The organism is Pseudoalteromonas obscura, from assembly GCF_030135505.1.
Taxonomy (GTDB): Bacteria; Pseudomonadota; Gammaproteobacteria; order Enterobacterales; family Alteromonadaceae; genus Pseudoalteromonas; species Pseudoalteromonas obscura.
Map to the genome: position 1 here is coordinate 483,203 of NZ_JASJUT010000002.1, position 16,610 is coordinate 499,812.

A 16,610-nucleotide genomic window follows, 5' to 3' on the forward strand; every position below is an offset into this window, starting at 1 on the left:
AGTAAGTATGAAACGCAGCAAGCAAATCAAACTTACTCTAGTGATGGGCACCACAGCAGGTTTAGCTGGCTGTTCAGACTCTGAAGAATCTGCATTACTCTTTGAAGATGTGAATGAGTGCACTTCATTTGGTGTTGAGACAGAGTCTTGCTTATATCATTACGAACAAGCCAAAGATCAACATCTATCGGAAGCTCCGCGATATGCGACTGAGCAGCTGTGTGAAAGCGACTTTGGGTATGAGCGATGTGAGAATAATGGCGGTTTATGGCGTCCCGTTATGGCTGGCTTTATGGTTGCGTTACTTGCAGAAGCCGTAGACGAAGGTCTAGATGCGATGAAAAAACGCAAAAAAAGAAAAGCAGCCTTTTTAAGCGGAAAATATTACTCTGGTGCCAAACCTCTTTATCGCAGCAAAGATGATTTTTTTCAATATCGTAATGCACAAAATAACGTCGTTTCCAGCGTCAACTCCGCCGGCACAACAACAGTAAAAAGCACGTCGATCAACTATCAACCTAAACCGAGTAAAACCGTAACACGAACAAAAAGTCGTGGTGGATTTGGCCGCAGTGCCAGTTCGAGGAGCTGGGGGGGATAACCTCTCCCTCCTCACAGTAAACCAACTCCTACACATTATGCTAAGAATACCGATCCAGCCTAGAGCTGACTGGCAACAGCAAGCCAATGCATTGGGCTTTAAATTTCATACTATGCATGGTCAACCCTATTGGGATGAAAGTGCCTACTACCAATTTACCCTGACGCAAATAGAACAAGATATTGAAGCTCCAACGCAAGAGCTTCATGAGATGCTGCTCTTTTTAGTTGATAAAATATGTGATGACGATGAGTTATTGCACCGCTTTGCTATCCCAGAAAAGTTCTGGTCGACAGTCAGGCGCTCATGGCTGCGCAAAGATCCTCATCTCTACGGTCGCTTTGATTTCTGCTATGACGGCACCTCCCATGCTAAGCTGTTAGAAGCCAATTATGATACGCCGACATCATTGTTTGAAACAGCTTATTGGCAATGGATGTGGTTAGAGCAGCAAGTATCAGCCGGAAGCCTGCCGAGAAGCAGTGATCAATACAATAGTATTCAGGAGCAGCTGATCTCTCGATTTCGTCATATACACAAGTTCAATCGAACTCATGTCCTGCATTTTAGTTGCTGCAAAGATACAGAAGAAGACAAAGGTACGGTGGACTACCTCAGAAGTTGCGCTCTTGAAGCGGGCATCCCCTGTCGATTCACCTACATTGAAGATATTGGGCTCAGCACTGAAAATCGTTTTACAGATCTGGCAGACAATGCCATCGACTGGTGTTTTAAGTTATATCCATGGGAGTTTATGTTTAATGATGAGTATGCGGATCCGTTGCAAACTCTGTCCACTCAATGGTTAGAGCCAGCTTGGAAATCAATACTATCCAACAAAGCCATTTTACCTTTGCTATGGCAATACTTTCCAAACCACCCCAATTTACTACCAGCTTATTTTAGTGATCAAAAATACAAACTAGACACGCGAAAAGGCAGTGTTAAGAAGCCTATTTTCTCGCGTGAGGGAGCAAATATTGAAATTTTAAGAGAAGGGCAAGTGATAGCGCATTCTACTGGCACTTATGGTGATGAAGGTTTTATATATCAAGAGTTTAAAGCACTACCAAAATTTGCAGGTGAACATATTGTGGTCGGCAGTTGGATGATAGGCGACCAACCTGCAGGGATTGGGCTGAGAGCTGATACGAGTTTAATCACACAAGATATGAGTCGCTTCGTACCTCACATAATATTAGGTTGATAGCACTCTCACGGTGAAAAAAAGCAGTCTCTCGACTGCTTTTTAGATTAGGATTTCTTCTGGTAAATTATCCCTGGATTACAACGTAACATTTCAAAGTCATTGCTTAGTCCCGCCATCGACTCTGATGCTCCCAAAAACAAATAACCATTTGGATTCAATGCCTGAGCAAACTGAGAAATGATTTTCGCTTTGACTTCAGGAGAAAAATAAATCAATACGTTACGGCAGAAGATAACGTCAAATTTACCCAAAAGCGCGTAGGAATCCAGTAGGTTTAAATGACGGAAGTTGACCATTTTTCGAATTGGGTCAACAACTCGTGCCATCCCATTTCCACTGTCCATAAAAAACTTTTTACGTCTCTCAGGAGATAACCCTCGCGCCAGCGCTAATGCATCATATTCGGCATTTTTACACATATCCAGCATGGTGTTAGAAATATCTGTACCCACCACTTGTGCGCCCATCTTTAACGCACCAGGGTTTTGCGATTGATACTCACTGGTTGACATCGCAATCGAGTAAGGCTCTTGGCCTGAAGAACTCGCCGCTGACCAAATCTTTACGGGCCTGCGTAAATCCTTAAATTCAGGATAAATTTTCTTTTTAAGCAGTTCAAACGGGTATTGATCTCGAAACCACAAAGTCTCATTCGTCGTCATCGCATCGACCACAGCAGCTCTGAGCTGTCTTTCGTGTGGGCTGAGCGTTTTTGTTACCAAAGACGATAATGAATCGACATTAAATCGGGACATTAAAGGCGCAAGGCGGCTTTTGACCAAATAAAGCTTATTATCGCCAAGTACTATGCCACACTGCTGCTCTAAAAAGGTGCGAAACTGATCGTACTCGCTTTGCTCTAAATGTTTATTTTCCAAGGTTTACCACCACTTATTAATCACAATGAACCCATTTTTTCACAGCCGAAGCCAGCTCATCCGGGTTAAATTTGGCAATAAAGTCATCTGCACCCACTTTTTCAATCATTGCCTGATTGAATACCCCACTCAGTGAAGTATGTAGGATGACATGTAAAGGCGCTAGTTTAGGATCTGCCTTAATTTCAGCCGTTAAGGTATAGCCATCCATTTCTGGCATCTCTACATCAGAAATTAATAACCCAACACGCTCTGTGATGTCGTTTTGGCAATCTACTTCTGCAATTTCTTTGAGCCTGATTAGCGCTTCTTTACCATTTTTCGCTAGTTCAGTTTGCACACCCAAAGGTTCAAGTGCTCTTTTTACTTGGTTTCGTGCAACGGCAGAGTCGTCTGCAATGAATACAATACGTTCACCAAGGTCTTTTTGCATCTCGCCATCTGCGACAATATCTTGACTAACTTCAGTATTTATTGGGCAGATTTCGTTCAAGATTTTTTCAACGTCAAGGATCTCTACCAGTTCTTCTTCGATTTCTGTCACCGCTGTCACGTATGAATAGCGACCAGCTCCCGATGGCGGAGGCATGATTCGTTCCCAATTCATGTTCACGATACGCTCAACAGCACCAACTAAAAAGCCCTGCACAGAGCGGTTGTATTCGGCAATGATCACAAAACAGTTTTTAATATCTTCAATTGGGGGACCACCTACCGCAAGCGACATATCAATTACGGAAATAGTTTGGCCACGAATATGTGCAACACCACGCACATACGAATTAGATTTTGGCATGGCTGTAAGAGGTGGGCACTGCAATACTTCTCTTACTTTAAAAACATTGATACCGAAGCGTTGGCGCCCCTTCAAACGAAAGAGTAATAGTTCAAGTCGGTTTTGACCCACCAACTGTGTTCGTTGGTTAACTGAGTCTAAAATACCTGCCATTTCATTCTCCTACTCAAAATACAGCTTATCGGAACAATGTTTGCTTGTCATATAGCATTCAAAGTTGCCCTTGAAGCGGTGAAGCAATTCACGCAAAATCTTTATACCTTGTTTCACCCCATAAGCATAGTCGAAACATCATGAGTTTGTTAAAAAATACAATTGCAGTTCAATTCTTTCTCATTTTGGCATGTTTTTTAGCCAAGCAGCCTGTTTACGCTCACACCTATGAGCCAGAACAAATTCAGGAAGTCGCAATAAAGTATGTGGAAAAACATACCACTGCGGACCCAAAAGGGGAAGTTAATGTCTCTGCGTTACCACTGGATTCTCGGCTCCCCAATCGACAATGTAAGTTGCCACTAAAAGTTTCTAGCAAAGCCTCTCCTCCTTTTAACCGTCAAGTTACAGTGCAGGTCCGCTGTAACGACAAGAAGAACTGGGTACAATTTGTGCATATAAAAATAGAAACTTTATATCCGGTCATTGTCAGCACTCAGCAGCTGGACAAGGGGACTGTATTGCAAGTTGGCGATCTGAAAATGGCAATGCGTCCAAAACACTTTGTTCGCGCTTCAAACATTGATAGCATTGATATGTTGGTTGGTAGTAAAACGAAACGTCGCATCCAAGCTGACAAAGCCATCAATTTGCGTCATGTTTGTATGGTTTGTAAAGGAGACTCTGTCATAATAGTGGCAGGCAATGGGCACTTTGCTATCAAAACTCAGGGGATCGCCCTGCAAGATGGCAATCTCGGCGAGCAAATTCGTGTAAAAAATGTAAAATCAGGGAAAACCATCCGAGCACGCGTAAAAGATGTTGATTCAGTTGCGGTCAATATTTAAAATTTTTGCTAAAGTTAGTAGTGGAATGGTCGATAAAAAGACTGAAACAACTATTTATATGGGTCAATGTCATGGTTAATAACATTAACGGTCAAAATCAGCCAAACAATGTTGCTAATAATATTAAGCAACAACGTGCTGAATTGCAAAGAAATGATGCAAGTAATACGGCAACAAAGCCTGCTGCTCAACAAAAAGCGGCCTCAGATTCGGTTAGCTTGACGCCACAGGCACAGCAATTAAAAGGCTTGCAAGACAAAGCACAACAAACTCCAGCATTTGATAGTAAGAAAGTAGAAGAGCTTAAAAAAGCCATTTCAGAAGGCAAGTATCAGGTTGACGCTGAGAAACTTGCCAAAAATATAGCGGCATTTGAATTCGATTTATATGGATAAAGATATTGAGCTGTGTATACAGCAACTTACGGCACAAATTACATCACTAGAAGCTTTGACCCAGCTTCTAGACGATGAACTAACCGCGCTCAGTTCTAGAAACGGCGATGGCTTAAAAGATATCGCGCGGCAAAAAATTACCTTCTTAAATACAATACAGAAGACTGATAAAAGTTTATCAACTTACCCGAAAGAGTTGTTTCAAGATCCAGATGTGGCGCCCTTAACGGAGCAAATCAATTTATTGCTAATCAAATGCAAAAACCAAAATGAGGTGAATGCCAAAGCAGCTCATTTAGCACATATGACAGTGCGTGAATTAAAAGAGATATTGATTGGCAGGCCAATGTCGACCACTTACACAGAAGAAGGAAATGTGGTTGAAAACGTAGGCGAAATCGTCAAAAACCTCAAAGCTTAAGTTAATCTTAGCGACAAAAAAAGCACTGTGTCGACAGTGCTTTTTTTGTTAGAAATGGCTAGTAGTACGTGACTCTTTGAATCTTTTTCGGTTTTACTTGACCAATATAAAGGTCATATACGGTTTTCATATCGAGCTCCAACTCAGTGGTATAAATATCACCCACCGCATATGACTTAAGTACTCGGGCACCTCGGATCACCCCCTGAACTTGGCTGCGCAACCCATCATTTTGTGCAACGACGCCCCGCACGGTAGTCGTGGCATTAAGCTGGTGGCCGTAAACCTGCTCGGCTAGCTCTCGATACGCTTCCAGTTTAGATACTTTAATTGCCATAAGCATTTTTTCACTATCGCTCGCCCCTGGCTGTGCGTCCAAAGGCGCGTACCCTATCGCTTTTAAAACCGGGTAGCTATCTGGTTGAACGTAACTATATTCTACATGTTTGTCGATAATTGAGCTGCAGCCAGCAAGACCTACCACTACACCTATGGCTAAAATTTTGCTAATTTTAAATAACTTTCGCATATGTTACCGACTCCTAATCATGCCAAATTGCCTTTGTGTTAATATGGCATGCACAAATTGCGCCAATGCTATTGGCATAGGATTTGCTGAACTATGAAATAGAAGTCAAAATTTTGATATGGTATTGAACGATGAAAAAAGTAAGTAGTACAGCTCTTGTAGCCTGTTTACTAAGCTTTAGTGCTCAAGCAGAATGGTTTGAAGTAACAGGGTATGCAAATGCATACACAACTGACAGAGCAGCGGCAAGGCAAGAAGCTGTGCAAGATGCCATAACACAAGCGCTGATTTTTTCTGGTGCCACTGTATCAAGCATTCAAACGCTCGCAGATGGCGTGCTTGCACAAGATCATATAAAAATTAAAAGCCACGGTGAAATCCAAGAGATCAATCTAGTATCAGAAAACACTAAAGATGGTGTTATGAGTGTAACTCTTCACTTAGATATCTTCCCTAAACAACAGCAGTGCCCTGAAGAGTCGTTTAATAAACAGATCACGATAACCCAAAGCCAGCTGATGCAACCTCATCAAGCCAGACTTGGTCAAATTTTTGACATACATAAATCGACCAGTGAACGCATGTATCACACATTGATGCAACGCAATATGTCGGTCAAGCCTATCCCATTTATAGATAAGAGCATTAATGTACGTGCGTTCTTTTCACAAAATTTTGATTACGACGCTCAGCTTATTGAGAGCCTCACAGCCTCAAGCAATAGCCAATATGTATTGCTCAGCCAAATAACAGACCTCGCCAGTACACAACAATTAAACAGTGATTATGCTTTTTGGCAAGATGACGAATACGTGAGAAGTTTCAAAATAGATTTTGCCGCTTTCGACGCAATCAGCAAAGATAAAGTATGGCAACAACACTATAGCGTAACAGGTGTGTGGCCCTATGAAAAAACCAAGATCATCGACGTATATAGCGACACCTTTTGGCATACTGACTATGGCAAACGTATACAAGGTGTTTTTAATAGCCTTGCCCAAGATCTAAACCAAGCTTTTTCATGTCTGCCAACAAAAGGTAGGATCCTTCACAAAGATCAAGATCAGGTTGTAATTAACTTAGGCAGTGCTCATGGGCTAAAAGAAGGACAGATTTTGAGTATCGCACACCGCAGTGACGTTGCAGGTGAGAGAAACCAGTTTTTTACGCGCAGCATTCAAACAATTAATCGTGTCAAAGTAACACAAGTTAATGCCCAAAATGCCATCGCAAAAAATATAAACAGCAGACCAATGAACAATATCCAAATAAACGATATTGTCGAACTTATCATCGCCCCCAGTGAAGACTTTGCACTATAACCTGGCTTCTCTGGAGCCTTTTAAACTCAAATTATTCAGCTGGCGTCCCCGGTAGGAATCGAACCTACATCAAAGCCTTAGGAGGGCCCCGTTTTATCCATTAAACTACGGGGACACGCTATCACATCAGAGGGTAAACTCTTGTTTGTGCGGTTATATTTATAACAGCGCTAAACCCTAAATGACAAGTATATTTTGAAAATAGTACGCAAAAACAGAAACCTAAATACGCAATTAAGGTATAGAGTTAGAAATGAGCTAGTTTTGGAGCCATGGCTTGACTACTTACAGCTGCCAAGCCTAGCAGGTCAATAAGTGACTGTCGCACTGGGATGAAGGATAAAATAAGGAATAATCACATTGCTGCTTGCCACAACCAAACGGCTATCAAAATCCAATAGTCGAGAATTGACCTCTACTCCCCTGTCACGATAGATCATAGTTCCGGTTAAAACATGGCTTGGTACCGGGTTTTGTGGGAGTTTTTTTGCATCCCGAGACAAAATAAAGTCACCATTTCTAGTTACTGCAATACCGCGGTGAGATTTAAAGTCAAGCGCGGGGTAACCCAACTTTTGAAATTGGTGGATCATCGACTCAGCCAGCTGATTTCCCAGCTGGTTGCTGTTTCGCAAACTTTTATCAAAACTCACAAAACTCGTAATTGCAACTGCATTGGGAGAAACCCCCGACATGGAATCAGTTAACTCCAATGCAATTTGTCCAGCATAATTGGCCAGCTGCTTATTATGGGAGTAGCTGACAAAGCCCGGATCAGTGTATTCGACCTCTGAGGGTGTGTTTAAGTCATTGGCCAACTGAGCAAGCTGCAACGATTGCTGTGCTTGTTTCGACTGCTGCCCTTTAGGCACTATTTGCGAATGCTGACTGCTCTCACAGCCAAACAGCGCTACCAGGCAGCTAACTAATGCTATGCTGTGTTTCATTGCCATTACCTGCTTGCTCTTTCCAATCGAATGCCATCGTGGCCAATACCATCTCGTAACGCGTTAACAACAGACTGAGGCAAAAACCCCTGTGCAGTCCCCACGACAGCTTTGCTTTTTACGCCGACAATTCGCGCGTTGACTAGCACACCACCTTGATGGTTTGCCAAAGTTCCTGCCAGCACGTAGTTAAAGGTATGCTCATCTGATAACTCTAAAAAGTCACGGCTAAATATAAAGTCCCCTTGCTTGGTAACTCGCATAAAGTCGGTCGTTTTAAAGTCAACAACAGGTACACCAAAGTTATGCAGCTCATGAACAAAGCTCTCTGACAGCTGGTTACCTAGCAACGAGCCATAGTTGTAATCTTCATCTAAAAAGACAAAGGTCGCTACTGCGATTGGCGTTCGGTCGTTCACATAGCGCAAGTTACCAATCATGTCTTGCATCAAATTTTGTACATAGTGGGTCACATTTCGACTAGCCATTTGCTGAGACACGGTCATGCCATGCATTCCTCCAGGGTGTACCTGAAACTGGCTTTCAGAGCTAGCAAAAGCATTTTTATCCACCACCATTGCCTTGCTGTTATGACGATCACTGTCAGTACTCGAGCAGCCGAATAACACAGGCAATAAAAGTGATAATGCATACTTTTTCATATCTTTCTCCGTTAATATTGGCCGCGATGAAGTAACCCATCTCGCATTTGTACTTGCTCTGTTCCCCACAAGGTCTCTTTTGGCAAGCTAATTGAAGCGGCTGACATTGTCTTGCTATTGACCATATCTATTAACCTCGCGTGTATGGTGTAAGAATTAATACTCTCACTCACACTGCCCGTCAAAATAAGGTCAAATTTGTGACGATCTTTGAGCTTTTCTATATCTCGGCTCAAAACACTATCGGCACTGTCTGATAGATTGATTGCTTTTTGCATCCGAAATTCAACAACCTGTAAGCCCATTTGCGTTAAATACGTAATGAAACTCTCTTGCACTTGATTACTCAAACCAGCACCTTGATTATTTAACGTATCGGCACCGAGCCCATTATCTTTAAAAAAGCTGGTGACGGCGACTGAAACGCCAGGTTTTAGTGGCTTGCTATACTGACTTAGCTGTGTCGCTAACTCTCCAACATAGCTGTGAACGCTACGCATGGGAGGTGCTTGCTTTGGACTTTGTTTTGCACTTGAGCCAAGCCAAGCGCTTGTGCTACATCCTGCAAGCAAGCTTACAAGCACCAAGATTAGAAATCGCATAATGACATACCTCTGGTTTATTGACGTATTCAATGCAAAAATCGAACCAAATCAGATTCTATACAATATAAAAGTCGCACAAAGATTTATCACGTCGTATCTTGCATGGATTTGCTTAACGCTTATTGCGCAACGGAAATACGCTCAACCTCACACGTGATGTGATTTTGCTTAAGCTTAAGGCAAGCTCTTGCCGCCTGCTGTGACTGTTTAGCAAACTTGTAACCAAGTAAGTATTTTTTTCGCTTTTTGTCATGTACGTAAAAAGGCTTTGTCGAAAATAAATGCCTCGACCGTTTAAACACAATCGCCACGTAGGCCTGTAATATTGTCAAAGAGTCGAACTCCCCTCCTCTAGCAATATAGCCTTTGTAATGGGGCAATTGTTCTACTAACAAATCAACTTCAAGCAGTACATCACCGTGATTTGAAAGCGCCACTTCTACCGTATTGTGCTGCCTAAAGTTATCCGTTGAACGCTTTTTGACCCTCGCCTCATATTGACCGGGTCGAATATTACTGAAGACGTAGTAACCATCGTAGGCTGATTTAACCGTCGCAACCACCTTTTGATTGCGGCCAACTAACTCAATATCAGCGTACGCCAAAGGCTGCTCTTGTCCATTGAGATCTTTTTCATAGGCCACGCCTTCGAGCTCACCGGCATGCACCACGGGATATTCCAAATAAGCGAGAAATCCTTTACGAGGCGTGATCGAACGACCGTCATGTGCTGCAATATAAAATGGATCTGGCAGTGATTCTTCATCCATCACAATATCAGTTTGCCTATTGAGTGGCATGTTTCCCAGCAAAGCAACACCTTTCGTATCGGTAAACGCTTGGGAAAAACCTTGTACTGATCGTATTTTCACGCCCTCCAAAAGCCTATCATTGCCATCAAATATCGCATTGTTATTTTGATCTAAAAAGACTTTTACTAATACCGAGCCAGTACTGGCAAGACGCCTGTCGGTGATAAAAAACTCATTGCTGTAGCTTTGATAACCCAAGCTAAATTGTCCAGTCAGCCCCACTTGCCAGTCATCGTTTTGAAGATAGCTAAATCGCCCAGTTAGTCTAAATCTGTCGTGTTGCCAATTTACCCCTGCACCGATTTCATAATCTTCATTAATCAACGATTTAGTGTAGTCCAGCTCAACATCAAACTGGCTGTCTAGGATACGGCTCAGCTGTATTTGGTAATCAGATAGCTGTTTTTGTGGGTGTAGCTGATAACCCAGCCCAATCCGGCCATATGTACCTCGGACTCGTCCTTGCCAACGCGTGATCCCCTTCAGTGTGTGGTCTGACGCCGAATTAGTTTGGTGGTAATCCAACTGGTTACTAAAAGTGCCAAACTGCGTCGCCACAGAAAGTAAACTGGACCCTAATAAATCGCTTCCAGCTTGTTCACGACGCCAGTTAAGTGTGTTTTGGTAATTAAGCCGCACATGGTTATGTCTGTATAATGTACCTGCAGCCCGAACAGCAAACTCTTGTGTGTGTTGCAGCGATGCTTGTCCTAGCTCAGTACGCACTTTGTGATCAGTAAGTACAAAACTAAGTGCATGCTGATTTACCTGCGTACGACCTTGAAACTGATAATAACGTGCGCCCTGTTCATCACGGCTTAAATCCACGTTTAAAATCCCCTTATTCCAAACGTCATAACTTGCCCCTATATTGAGCTGATAAACATTTTCTTGTCCCTCTAAGCCATAGCGCATGCCACCATATACAGAAAGGTCATCACTGAAGCCATAGTCATACCTGCTGAGTAGATTCCAGCCCGAAATATCAGGCATACCTACATTGTCACCTAATAGCGTTTTTCCAGTGTCAACAATCGATGTATCAAAATACCCTTCACCCTCGGCAATATTATTCCCTGCAACAAAGTAAGAGCGGCTCTCTTGAAGCACTTGACCTTGTGGCCCGTACATCACCAGTTCAAATTCATTACTACCAAAATAGAGCTCTATTGATTCAAAATCATATAACCCAGATTGTACGTTTAGTCTTTGATCTATCATCAATCCATTTTGATACAGCTCCACATCCCAACCAACTTGGATCACACCACTGATCCTCACAGTTTGTGTATCAATTTGCCTGTAGAGAGGCCTGTCACTGACTCGGACCCCACGAGCATATGAGGTGCGATAGTTACCTCCAATGCGCGTACCCAGCACATCTCCAATTTCAACTTGCGTCGCTGTGATGGGACCAAAATCAACCCCACTTTCATTTTCCCTACTTGCACTGATACGGCTTTCACTTAAAAGATCGCCTGAGCGCCCACTTAAAAAATAAGCTGTGTTCCAAAATGCGATATCTTGACTGCCAAGCAAAGATAGAGAGGCGACATTGTCTTTCAAATTCATTGTGTTAAATGAACCTTGAATATCAAGTAAAGGCGGGCTCCACACTTGATACGGGGTCGCTTTCCAAGGCAGAACTGGTGACTGTTGAGCTGTTCCTGGGCTGAATTGACGATTTTGCCTCTCTATACGCCGCTCAATTGGTAGCTGTTGTTCACTGCTCATTTGCAACTTTAAGTCTTGATAATTAAACTTGAACTGCAACCCAAACCAGCTCGATACTCTGCGAGCATCAAAATAGACTTCACCGTCAATCTGAGCAAAATCGCTTGTGTCAAAACGCACTATTTGGTCCCCCACAACAGCTTCTCTGAGCTTTAAATCAAGTGAAAAACGCTGCGCTTGATCAATAAACCACCCATTGTATCGAGATCCATTTTCGTCATATGAAATCGCAAAATCTAAAGCAGAAAACAGGCTTTGCAACTCTAGCTGAACCCCTGTTTTACTCTTCCTAGCGAACACCTCAGAGAGATAATAACCCTCCATATAGAGTGAAAAAAACAGTACTTCACCGGTTTGAATGCGGTCTTCGCCATAGCTAAGTACGGAGTATGTTTTCCCTATAGTATTTTCTGTATTGGCATGACTAAAATAAGGGATCGCTGCACTGACACAAACGAGCGCAGCAATGAAACACTTGGAGATCACAGCTGGGTTTAATGCGCTATATCAAAAGTGCGTTGTGAAAATACCAGATTTCGATACTCTTCTTGACCCGTATAGGTAACACGTAATTGTCCTGCGCCCTTTAATGCCTTGCCAGCTAAAGTGTTTAATTCGACGCTTGCGTTAGTTACTTCAGGGTAAATTGCGTAATTGTTTGCTGTTGCCACAACTTGCCACTCCTTCGCACCTTTAGGCTGCCAATGGGCTTGCAATTTTCCAAGCGCACTGGCGTTACCGCTTCTTTGCAAGTCTATTGCAATCACGGTCTTGCCATTTAAATCGGTAGCTAGCTTTGTAGCAGCAATGCGCACTTCGGGCGCAGCAACATCTTTTCTATAAATGACAGGAATGCTGTAACTCAATATCATATTTAGGCTAATGCCGATTGCTTCAGAGTTATCGAGTTGCTCTGTCGGCAAGGCTTGAAATAACAAGTGAGAGCGATACTCACCAGCGCTCATCCCCTGCTTTCGACGCAGCGCTAACTTAATGGCCTGTCTTTCACCGGGTGCCAAATGTACTTGCCTTGGTGTCATTCTCATCAAGTGGCTCAATTTCCACGGTCCGACCTGTTCAGGTTGAAGATCTTGATATCCGCCAAAAGGCAAGGCTTGTTTTTCTTTCCACCCCAAGCGATAAGTTTTCGCTTCACTGCCATTGTTGATTAAGAATACTTTGGCCGTGCGTTGACGCTCATCAAACACCACACGCGTTGGCGAAATCATCAAAGAGGCATACACAGCCTGAGTAAAAAAAGAAAGGGCCACAAAGCCGATACTTACTAATTGCATTTTCATAAAACTAATAACTTACTTCTATATTTGCCCAAACACGATACGTCCCGTCTGGATACTGGGTAGATTGAGCTCCGATCTCAATGGTTCCCCCCACCTTTAATAAAGCGTTGCCCTGTGCGTCACTAAATAGCCTATCCACATGTTCTAGCTGCACCAAATTTATTCCCTGTACGTATAGGTTACTATGGGAAAGCATAGGCGTGATAATACTTGTTGAAACGGTGACACTATGTAAAGCTGGCAACGAAGAAAAAAGCAATTCTGCGGCTTGCCCTCCAGACACCAAATGCACAGGACCGCTTGTTACATTGTGCCCACTCGCACCGATTTGAACACGACCAACTTGAGTGTGATCTGAAATTACAATTGTGCCAAAATCCAATGGTGTGATCACCTCAGTTCGGCTGCTGGCAGAGTAACTTATTAGCAATAATAACCCGGCCCATACAGCGTGTTGGACACCTTTCGCATGCGGTCTTTTACAGACTGAGATCAAGGACACAGCTCTTAGCCTTTAGTAACTCACTTCCAATGTGAAAGTACCAATATAATCACCATCTAGATAATTGGCAGAATTACCCGTTGTTGTTGATAGCGTTGCGCCAATATTAAAAACAGCTTCGCCATTTTCATTTACTTGGATTTGCTTACCAACAACAGGAGTTGAGTTCGAAGCACCCGTTTCGATGTAATATGTAAATGAGCCAAGTTTAAATCCTGCAGCACCACTGCCACTACCAGCGGCCAATGAGACATCAGTCTCAACAGGATCGGTAATAGATAAAGTCGCAAATGGCACAACACCGGAAATTTGGAATTGCGCCGGGCTGCCAGCAGAAATAATAGCAATCTCAGCATTATTCACATTGGTAGAAGCAACAGTCGGCGTTTGTGTCGTATCAGCAGGGATCGTCAATGAGGCCGTATCTGTACCAGTATTATCAGCCACAGCTCGAATTGTACCAAAATCTAAGTCATTGTTTTTGACCAGTTGAAACGCGTTTTTAACTTTCACTTTGGCATCAAATGTCGCTTTTTGAGCACTGAAAGAAGAAAAGGGTAGTACAGCTATCGCTGTCATCAAACCTAACTGTTTTAAGTTCTTTTTCATACTTTTATCCTATACAAATCACAACATAAATAAAGCGTGATTAAAATTAGTTGTCTCGCGACGGCTTATTCTGAGTGATAGCTCTAAAATAAGATTACACTTACCGCCCGATAGGCATAAAATCAGTCCCTATATTTATACACTTATATATAATTTTTAAGTTCAGAGCAATGTCTAGTGACCCTAGATATCGCTTTGCAAAATACGGTTGCTTCTTGTCGAGAGCTAAAGCCATATGCAGTAACAAAAAATAATTTCCTGTCTCGGTCAGGCTCAACAATATGAGCGTTGACCCCATTAAATACGAGTGGATAGCTTTGCCTGATTGTATTAATTTGTGCTTGGATCTGCTGTGCTTGTGACAAAGCTGCGTCTCGCTTTAAATGAATACCCACCACTAAATCTGGGGTCTGAAATGTTTTCTCTGCTTCAACTGTATTGCTCACCGAAGATACATCATGCGTTTCAACAAACGAGCCCCTTTTCGAGTCAGGTTTAACGGCATGTTTAATCACCGGTTGAGTGGGTTGCAAGTAATCATGCAAATCAGGAACTTCAGCCTGTGTAGAGAGCAATTTAAGTAACTGGGTCAAATCCCCTTCCATTTTTGCCAAACGCTCAATACTGGCCTTATTTTCTTCATATGAGGAAACCAAGGCTTTATGGGCGTGTATCGCTTCTTGCTGCGCCACTTTTTCTTCAAGTGTCTGAGTTGTATTTGCACAGCTGGCTAAGCACAGTGAGATGCACACTGCTAATGAAGTTGGTAACCAAAACTTGGTAGGCATACAGCACATTCCACCTTAACAAATTTACAGACGCGATTTACTACATAGCTAAGGCGTTAGACTGACTAAAAAAGACTGATTTGTCCAATAAATCGGATAAAAACCTTAGTTTTTGAGCAAAAAAAGAACAAAAACCCTGAATTCAATTAAAATAGGAACAATACAAAAGAGGGATATACAAAAAAGGGACAGATAGGGCCAGATAAAATTTATCTAACCCTAATTTGCTCTGAGCTTAAACTGAAAATGGATATTGAATGGCATCATGATGCTGATAGTTAGTCACTTCGAAGTCATCCAAAGTTACCCAAGTCTCTAAATCTTCAAAGCTCTTGATATCAGGGTTAATATGTAATTGTGGTGAAGCAAATGGCGTTCGTTTTAATTGTACATCACGCATTAACTCAAGTTGATCTTCATAAATATGCGCATTCACAATCTTATGAAATGCCTTACCAGCTTCAAGACCTGTTATCTGAGCAACCAGTTTAAGTAAGGTAAACACTTGAATCGCATTAAAATTTCCACCTAACGGTACATCTTGACTGCGCTGATAACTATTTAAATACAATACACCATCTAATATGGAAAATTGATGCTGAAACATACAAGGGCGTAAACAGCCTAAATGGAATGAGCCAGGATGATAAAAAGTGATAATTTCTCCTCTGTTATCTATTCCTTTAGACAAATCGTCTATCACTTGTTTGATTAAATCGACACTCCCTCCATCTGGCTTTGGGAAGTTTCTGGCAACAGCACCATAAACAAACCCCATGTCATCTTCCCCTTTGCGGTTCGGATTATTGAGCCAGTCTTGGTTTTCGTTTGCGTTGGCATTCCATGTGTTGCAGCCAATTTCTCGAAATTGTGCTGCACTGTCATAACCTCGCAGGTAACCCAGTAACTCTGCAATTGCGGCCTTCCAAAAACTTTTCCTCGTCGTATCTAGTGGAAACTCATTTTTATCGACGTGATAGGTCAAATCAGCATTAATCACCGTCAGGCATCTTTTACCTGTTCTTTTATTTTCAACCCACTTGCCCTCATCGACAATGCGCTGACATAAATCTAAATATTGCTTCATTAACGTAACCCTATCACTCTACTAAAATCAACTGTGCCATATCATACACTGCCAGTTGACGCTAAACCATCATTGCTGGCTTGATAAATATAACGAGTACCTGAAGACCTTCACACATACACTGAGAATAATGGCAGTGCAATTGTGTATTTTTTCTTGCTAGCTTAGGTTTGCTTTAATCAAAATATATAAGGAAAATTATGAAGCTTACAATCAAGAAAACCCCACTTAAAAAACTGTCTAGTGATAAAGCTCTACAACCAAACGCCACAAACTTTGTTGCTGGTGGCGAGCCAGACTTGTGCCCTACAGTAGGTCAGGGAACATGTATCAATGCGATACACAACAGTGGTTGCTTCACGGCAAGAGAGCAAGACTGCCCTGTGGCGTCGTAACGACGTCAATAAAAG

General features: G+C 42.4%; 19 protein-coding genes and 1 tRNA gene. 7 read left to right on the forward strand and 13 right to left on the reverse strand.

Going from position 1 to position 16,610, the window contains the following annotated elements:
- The first annotated feature begins 7 nt into the window (after window positions 1–7).
- Both QNM18_RS06315 and QNM18_RS06320 read left to right on the forward strand, forming a co-directional pair.
- Window positions 8–601 (forward strand): DUF1190 domain-containing protein, encoded by a 594-nt coding sequence (locus QNM18_RS06315; RefSeq protein ID WP_211009789.1) that lies wholly within the window; start codon window positions 8–10, stop codon window positions 599–601.
- A 37-nt stretch (window positions 602–638) separates the two neighbouring features.
- The gene (locus QNM18_RS06320; RefSeq protein WP_211009927.1) at window positions 639–1,808 is read left to right on the forward strand and encodes a glutathionylspermidine synthase family protein; all 1,170 of its coding nucleotides are present in this window, start codon (window positions 639–641) and stop codon (window positions 1,806–1,808) included.
- A 47-nt stretch (window positions 1,809–1,855) separates the two neighbouring features.
- On the opposite strand, the gene QNM18_RS06325 is transcribed toward QNM18_RS06320, so the two are convergent.
- Entirely contained in the window at window positions 1,856–2,689 is an 834-nt protein-coding gene (locus QNM18_RS06325) for a CheR family methyltransferase (protein WP_023397113.1), read from the reverse strand.
- A 16-nt stretch (window positions 2,690–2,705) separates the two neighbouring features.
- Entirely contained in the window at window positions 2,706–3,638 is a 933-nt protein-coding gene (locus tag QNM18_RS06330; RefSeq protein WP_023397114.1) for a chemotaxis protein CheV, read from the reverse strand.
- A 140-nt stretch (window positions 3,639–3,778) separates the two neighbouring features.
- Between QNM18_RS06330 and flgA the strand changes: the two genes are divergently transcribed.
- From flgA to flgN, 3 genes are all read left to right on the forward strand, one after another.
- Window positions 3,779–4,486, forward strand: a complete 708-nt coding sequence (flgA, locus tag QNM18_RS06335) for a flagellar basal body P-ring formation chaperone FlgA (protein WP_284136692.1) — start codon at window positions 3,779–3,781, stop codon at window positions 4,484–4,486.
- A gap of 71 nt (window positions 4,487–4,557) precedes the next feature.
- On the forward strand, window positions 4,558–4,881 hold the full coding sequence (gene flgM, locus QNM18_RS06340) for a flagellar biosynthesis anti-sigma factor FlgM (RefSeq protein ID WP_211009791.1): 324 nt from the start codon (window positions 4,558–4,560) through the stop codon (window positions 4,879–4,881).
- Window positions 4,874–5,302 (forward strand): flagellar export chaperone FlgN, encoded by a 429-nt coding sequence (flgN, locus tag QNM18_RS06345; protein WP_211009792.1) that lies wholly within the window; start codon window positions 4,874–4,876, stop codon window positions 5,300–5,302. Before flgM ends, flgN begins: the two co-directional genes overlap by 8 nt.
- 58 nt (window positions 5,303–5,360) lie before the next feature.
- Here flgN and QNM18_RS06350 read toward each other — a convergent pair whose 3' ends face one another.
- Entirely contained in the window at window positions 5,361–5,831 is a 471-nt protein-coding gene (locus tag QNM18_RS06350; RefSeq protein ID WP_211009793.1) for an LPP20 family lipoprotein, read from the reverse strand.
- A 131-nt stretch (window positions 5,832–5,962) separates the two neighbouring features.
- Between QNM18_RS06350 and QNM18_RS06355 the strand changes: the two genes are divergently transcribed.
- On the forward strand, window positions 5,963–7,153 hold the full coding sequence (locus tag QNM18_RS06355; RefSeq protein WP_211009794.1) for a flagellar assembly protein T N-terminal domain-containing protein: 1,191 nt from the start codon (window positions 5,963–5,965) through the stop codon (window positions 7,151–7,153).
- A 40-nt stretch (window positions 7,154–7,193) separates the two neighbouring features.
- Here QNM18_RS06355 and QNM18_RS06360 read toward each other — a convergent pair.
- From QNM18_RS06360 to QNM18_RS06405, 10 genes are all read right to left on the reverse strand, one after another.
- Window positions 7,194–7,268, reverse strand: a tRNA-Arg gene (locus tag QNM18_RS06360).
- 193 nt (window positions 7,269–7,461) lie between these two features.
- A complete protein-coding gene (locus tag QNM18_RS06365; protein WP_211009795.1) occupies window positions 7,462–8,100 on the reverse strand; it encodes a FlgO family outer membrane protein in 639 nt (212 codons plus the stop codon).
- Between the two features lie 5 nt (window positions 8,101–8,105).
- Window positions 8,106–8,762: a FlgO family outer membrane protein gene (locus tag QNM18_RS06370; RefSeq protein ID WP_211009796.1), complete on the reverse strand. Its 657-nt coding sequence runs from the start codon at window positions 8,760–8,762 to the stop codon at window positions 8,106–8,108.
- A gap of 11 nt (window positions 8,763–8,773) precedes the next feature.
- Complete coding sequence (locus tag QNM18_RS06375; RefSeq protein ID WP_211009797.1) at window positions 8,774–9,364, reverse strand: FlgO family outer membrane protein; 591 nt, start codon at window positions 9,362–9,364, stop codon at window positions 8,774–8,776.
- A gap of 122 nt (window positions 9,365–9,486) precedes the next feature.
- Complete coding sequence (locus tag QNM18_RS06380; RefSeq protein ID WP_284136693.1) at window positions 9,487–12,399, reverse strand: carboxypeptidase-like regulatory domain-containing protein; 2,913 nt, start codon at window positions 12,397–12,399, stop codon at window positions 9,487–9,489.
- Window positions 12,400–12,407: 8 nt separating this feature from the next.
- Window positions 12,408–13,208 (reverse strand): molecular chaperone, encoded by an 801-nt coding sequence (locus QNM18_RS06385; RefSeq protein ID WP_284136694.1) that lies wholly within the window; start codon window positions 13,206–13,208, stop codon window positions 12,408–12,410.
- A gap of 10 nt (window positions 13,209–13,218) precedes the next feature.
- Entirely contained in the window at window positions 13,219–13,716 is a 498-nt protein-coding gene (locus QNM18_RS06390; RefSeq protein ID WP_211009800.1) for a DUF4402 domain-containing protein, read from the reverse strand.
- Between the two features lie 12 nt (window positions 13,717–13,728).
- Window positions 13,729–14,325 carry a DUF4402 domain-containing protein gene (locus tag QNM18_RS06395; protein ID WP_211009801.1) on the reverse strand — a complete coding sequence of 199 codons (597 nt, stop codon included), beginning with the start codon at window positions 14,323–14,325 and terminating at the stop codon, window positions 13,729–13,731.
- A 143-nt stretch (window positions 14,326–14,468) separates the two neighbouring features.
- Window positions 14,469–15,113 carry a hypothetical protein gene (locus tag QNM18_RS06400; RefSeq protein ID WP_284136695.1) on the reverse strand — a complete coding sequence of 215 codons (645 nt, stop codon included), beginning with the start codon at window positions 15,111–15,113 and terminating at the stop codon, window positions 14,469–14,471.
- Between the two features lie 235 nt (window positions 15,114–15,348).
- Window positions 15,349–16,200, reverse strand: a complete 852-nt coding sequence (locus tag QNM18_RS06405; RefSeq protein WP_023397128.1) for a thymidylate synthase — start codon at window positions 16,198–16,200, stop codon at window positions 15,349–15,351.
- A gap of 200 nt (window positions 16,201–16,400) precedes the next feature.
- Here QNM18_RS06405 and QNM18_RS06410 point away from each other — a divergent pair, with 200 nt between their 5' ends.
- Window positions 16,401–16,595, forward strand: coding sequence for a hypothetical protein (locus tag QNM18_RS06410; protein WP_211009803.1), 195 nt, complete (start codon window positions 16,401–16,403; stop codon window positions 16,593–16,595).
- Window positions 16,596–16,610: the final 15 nt, after the last annotated feature.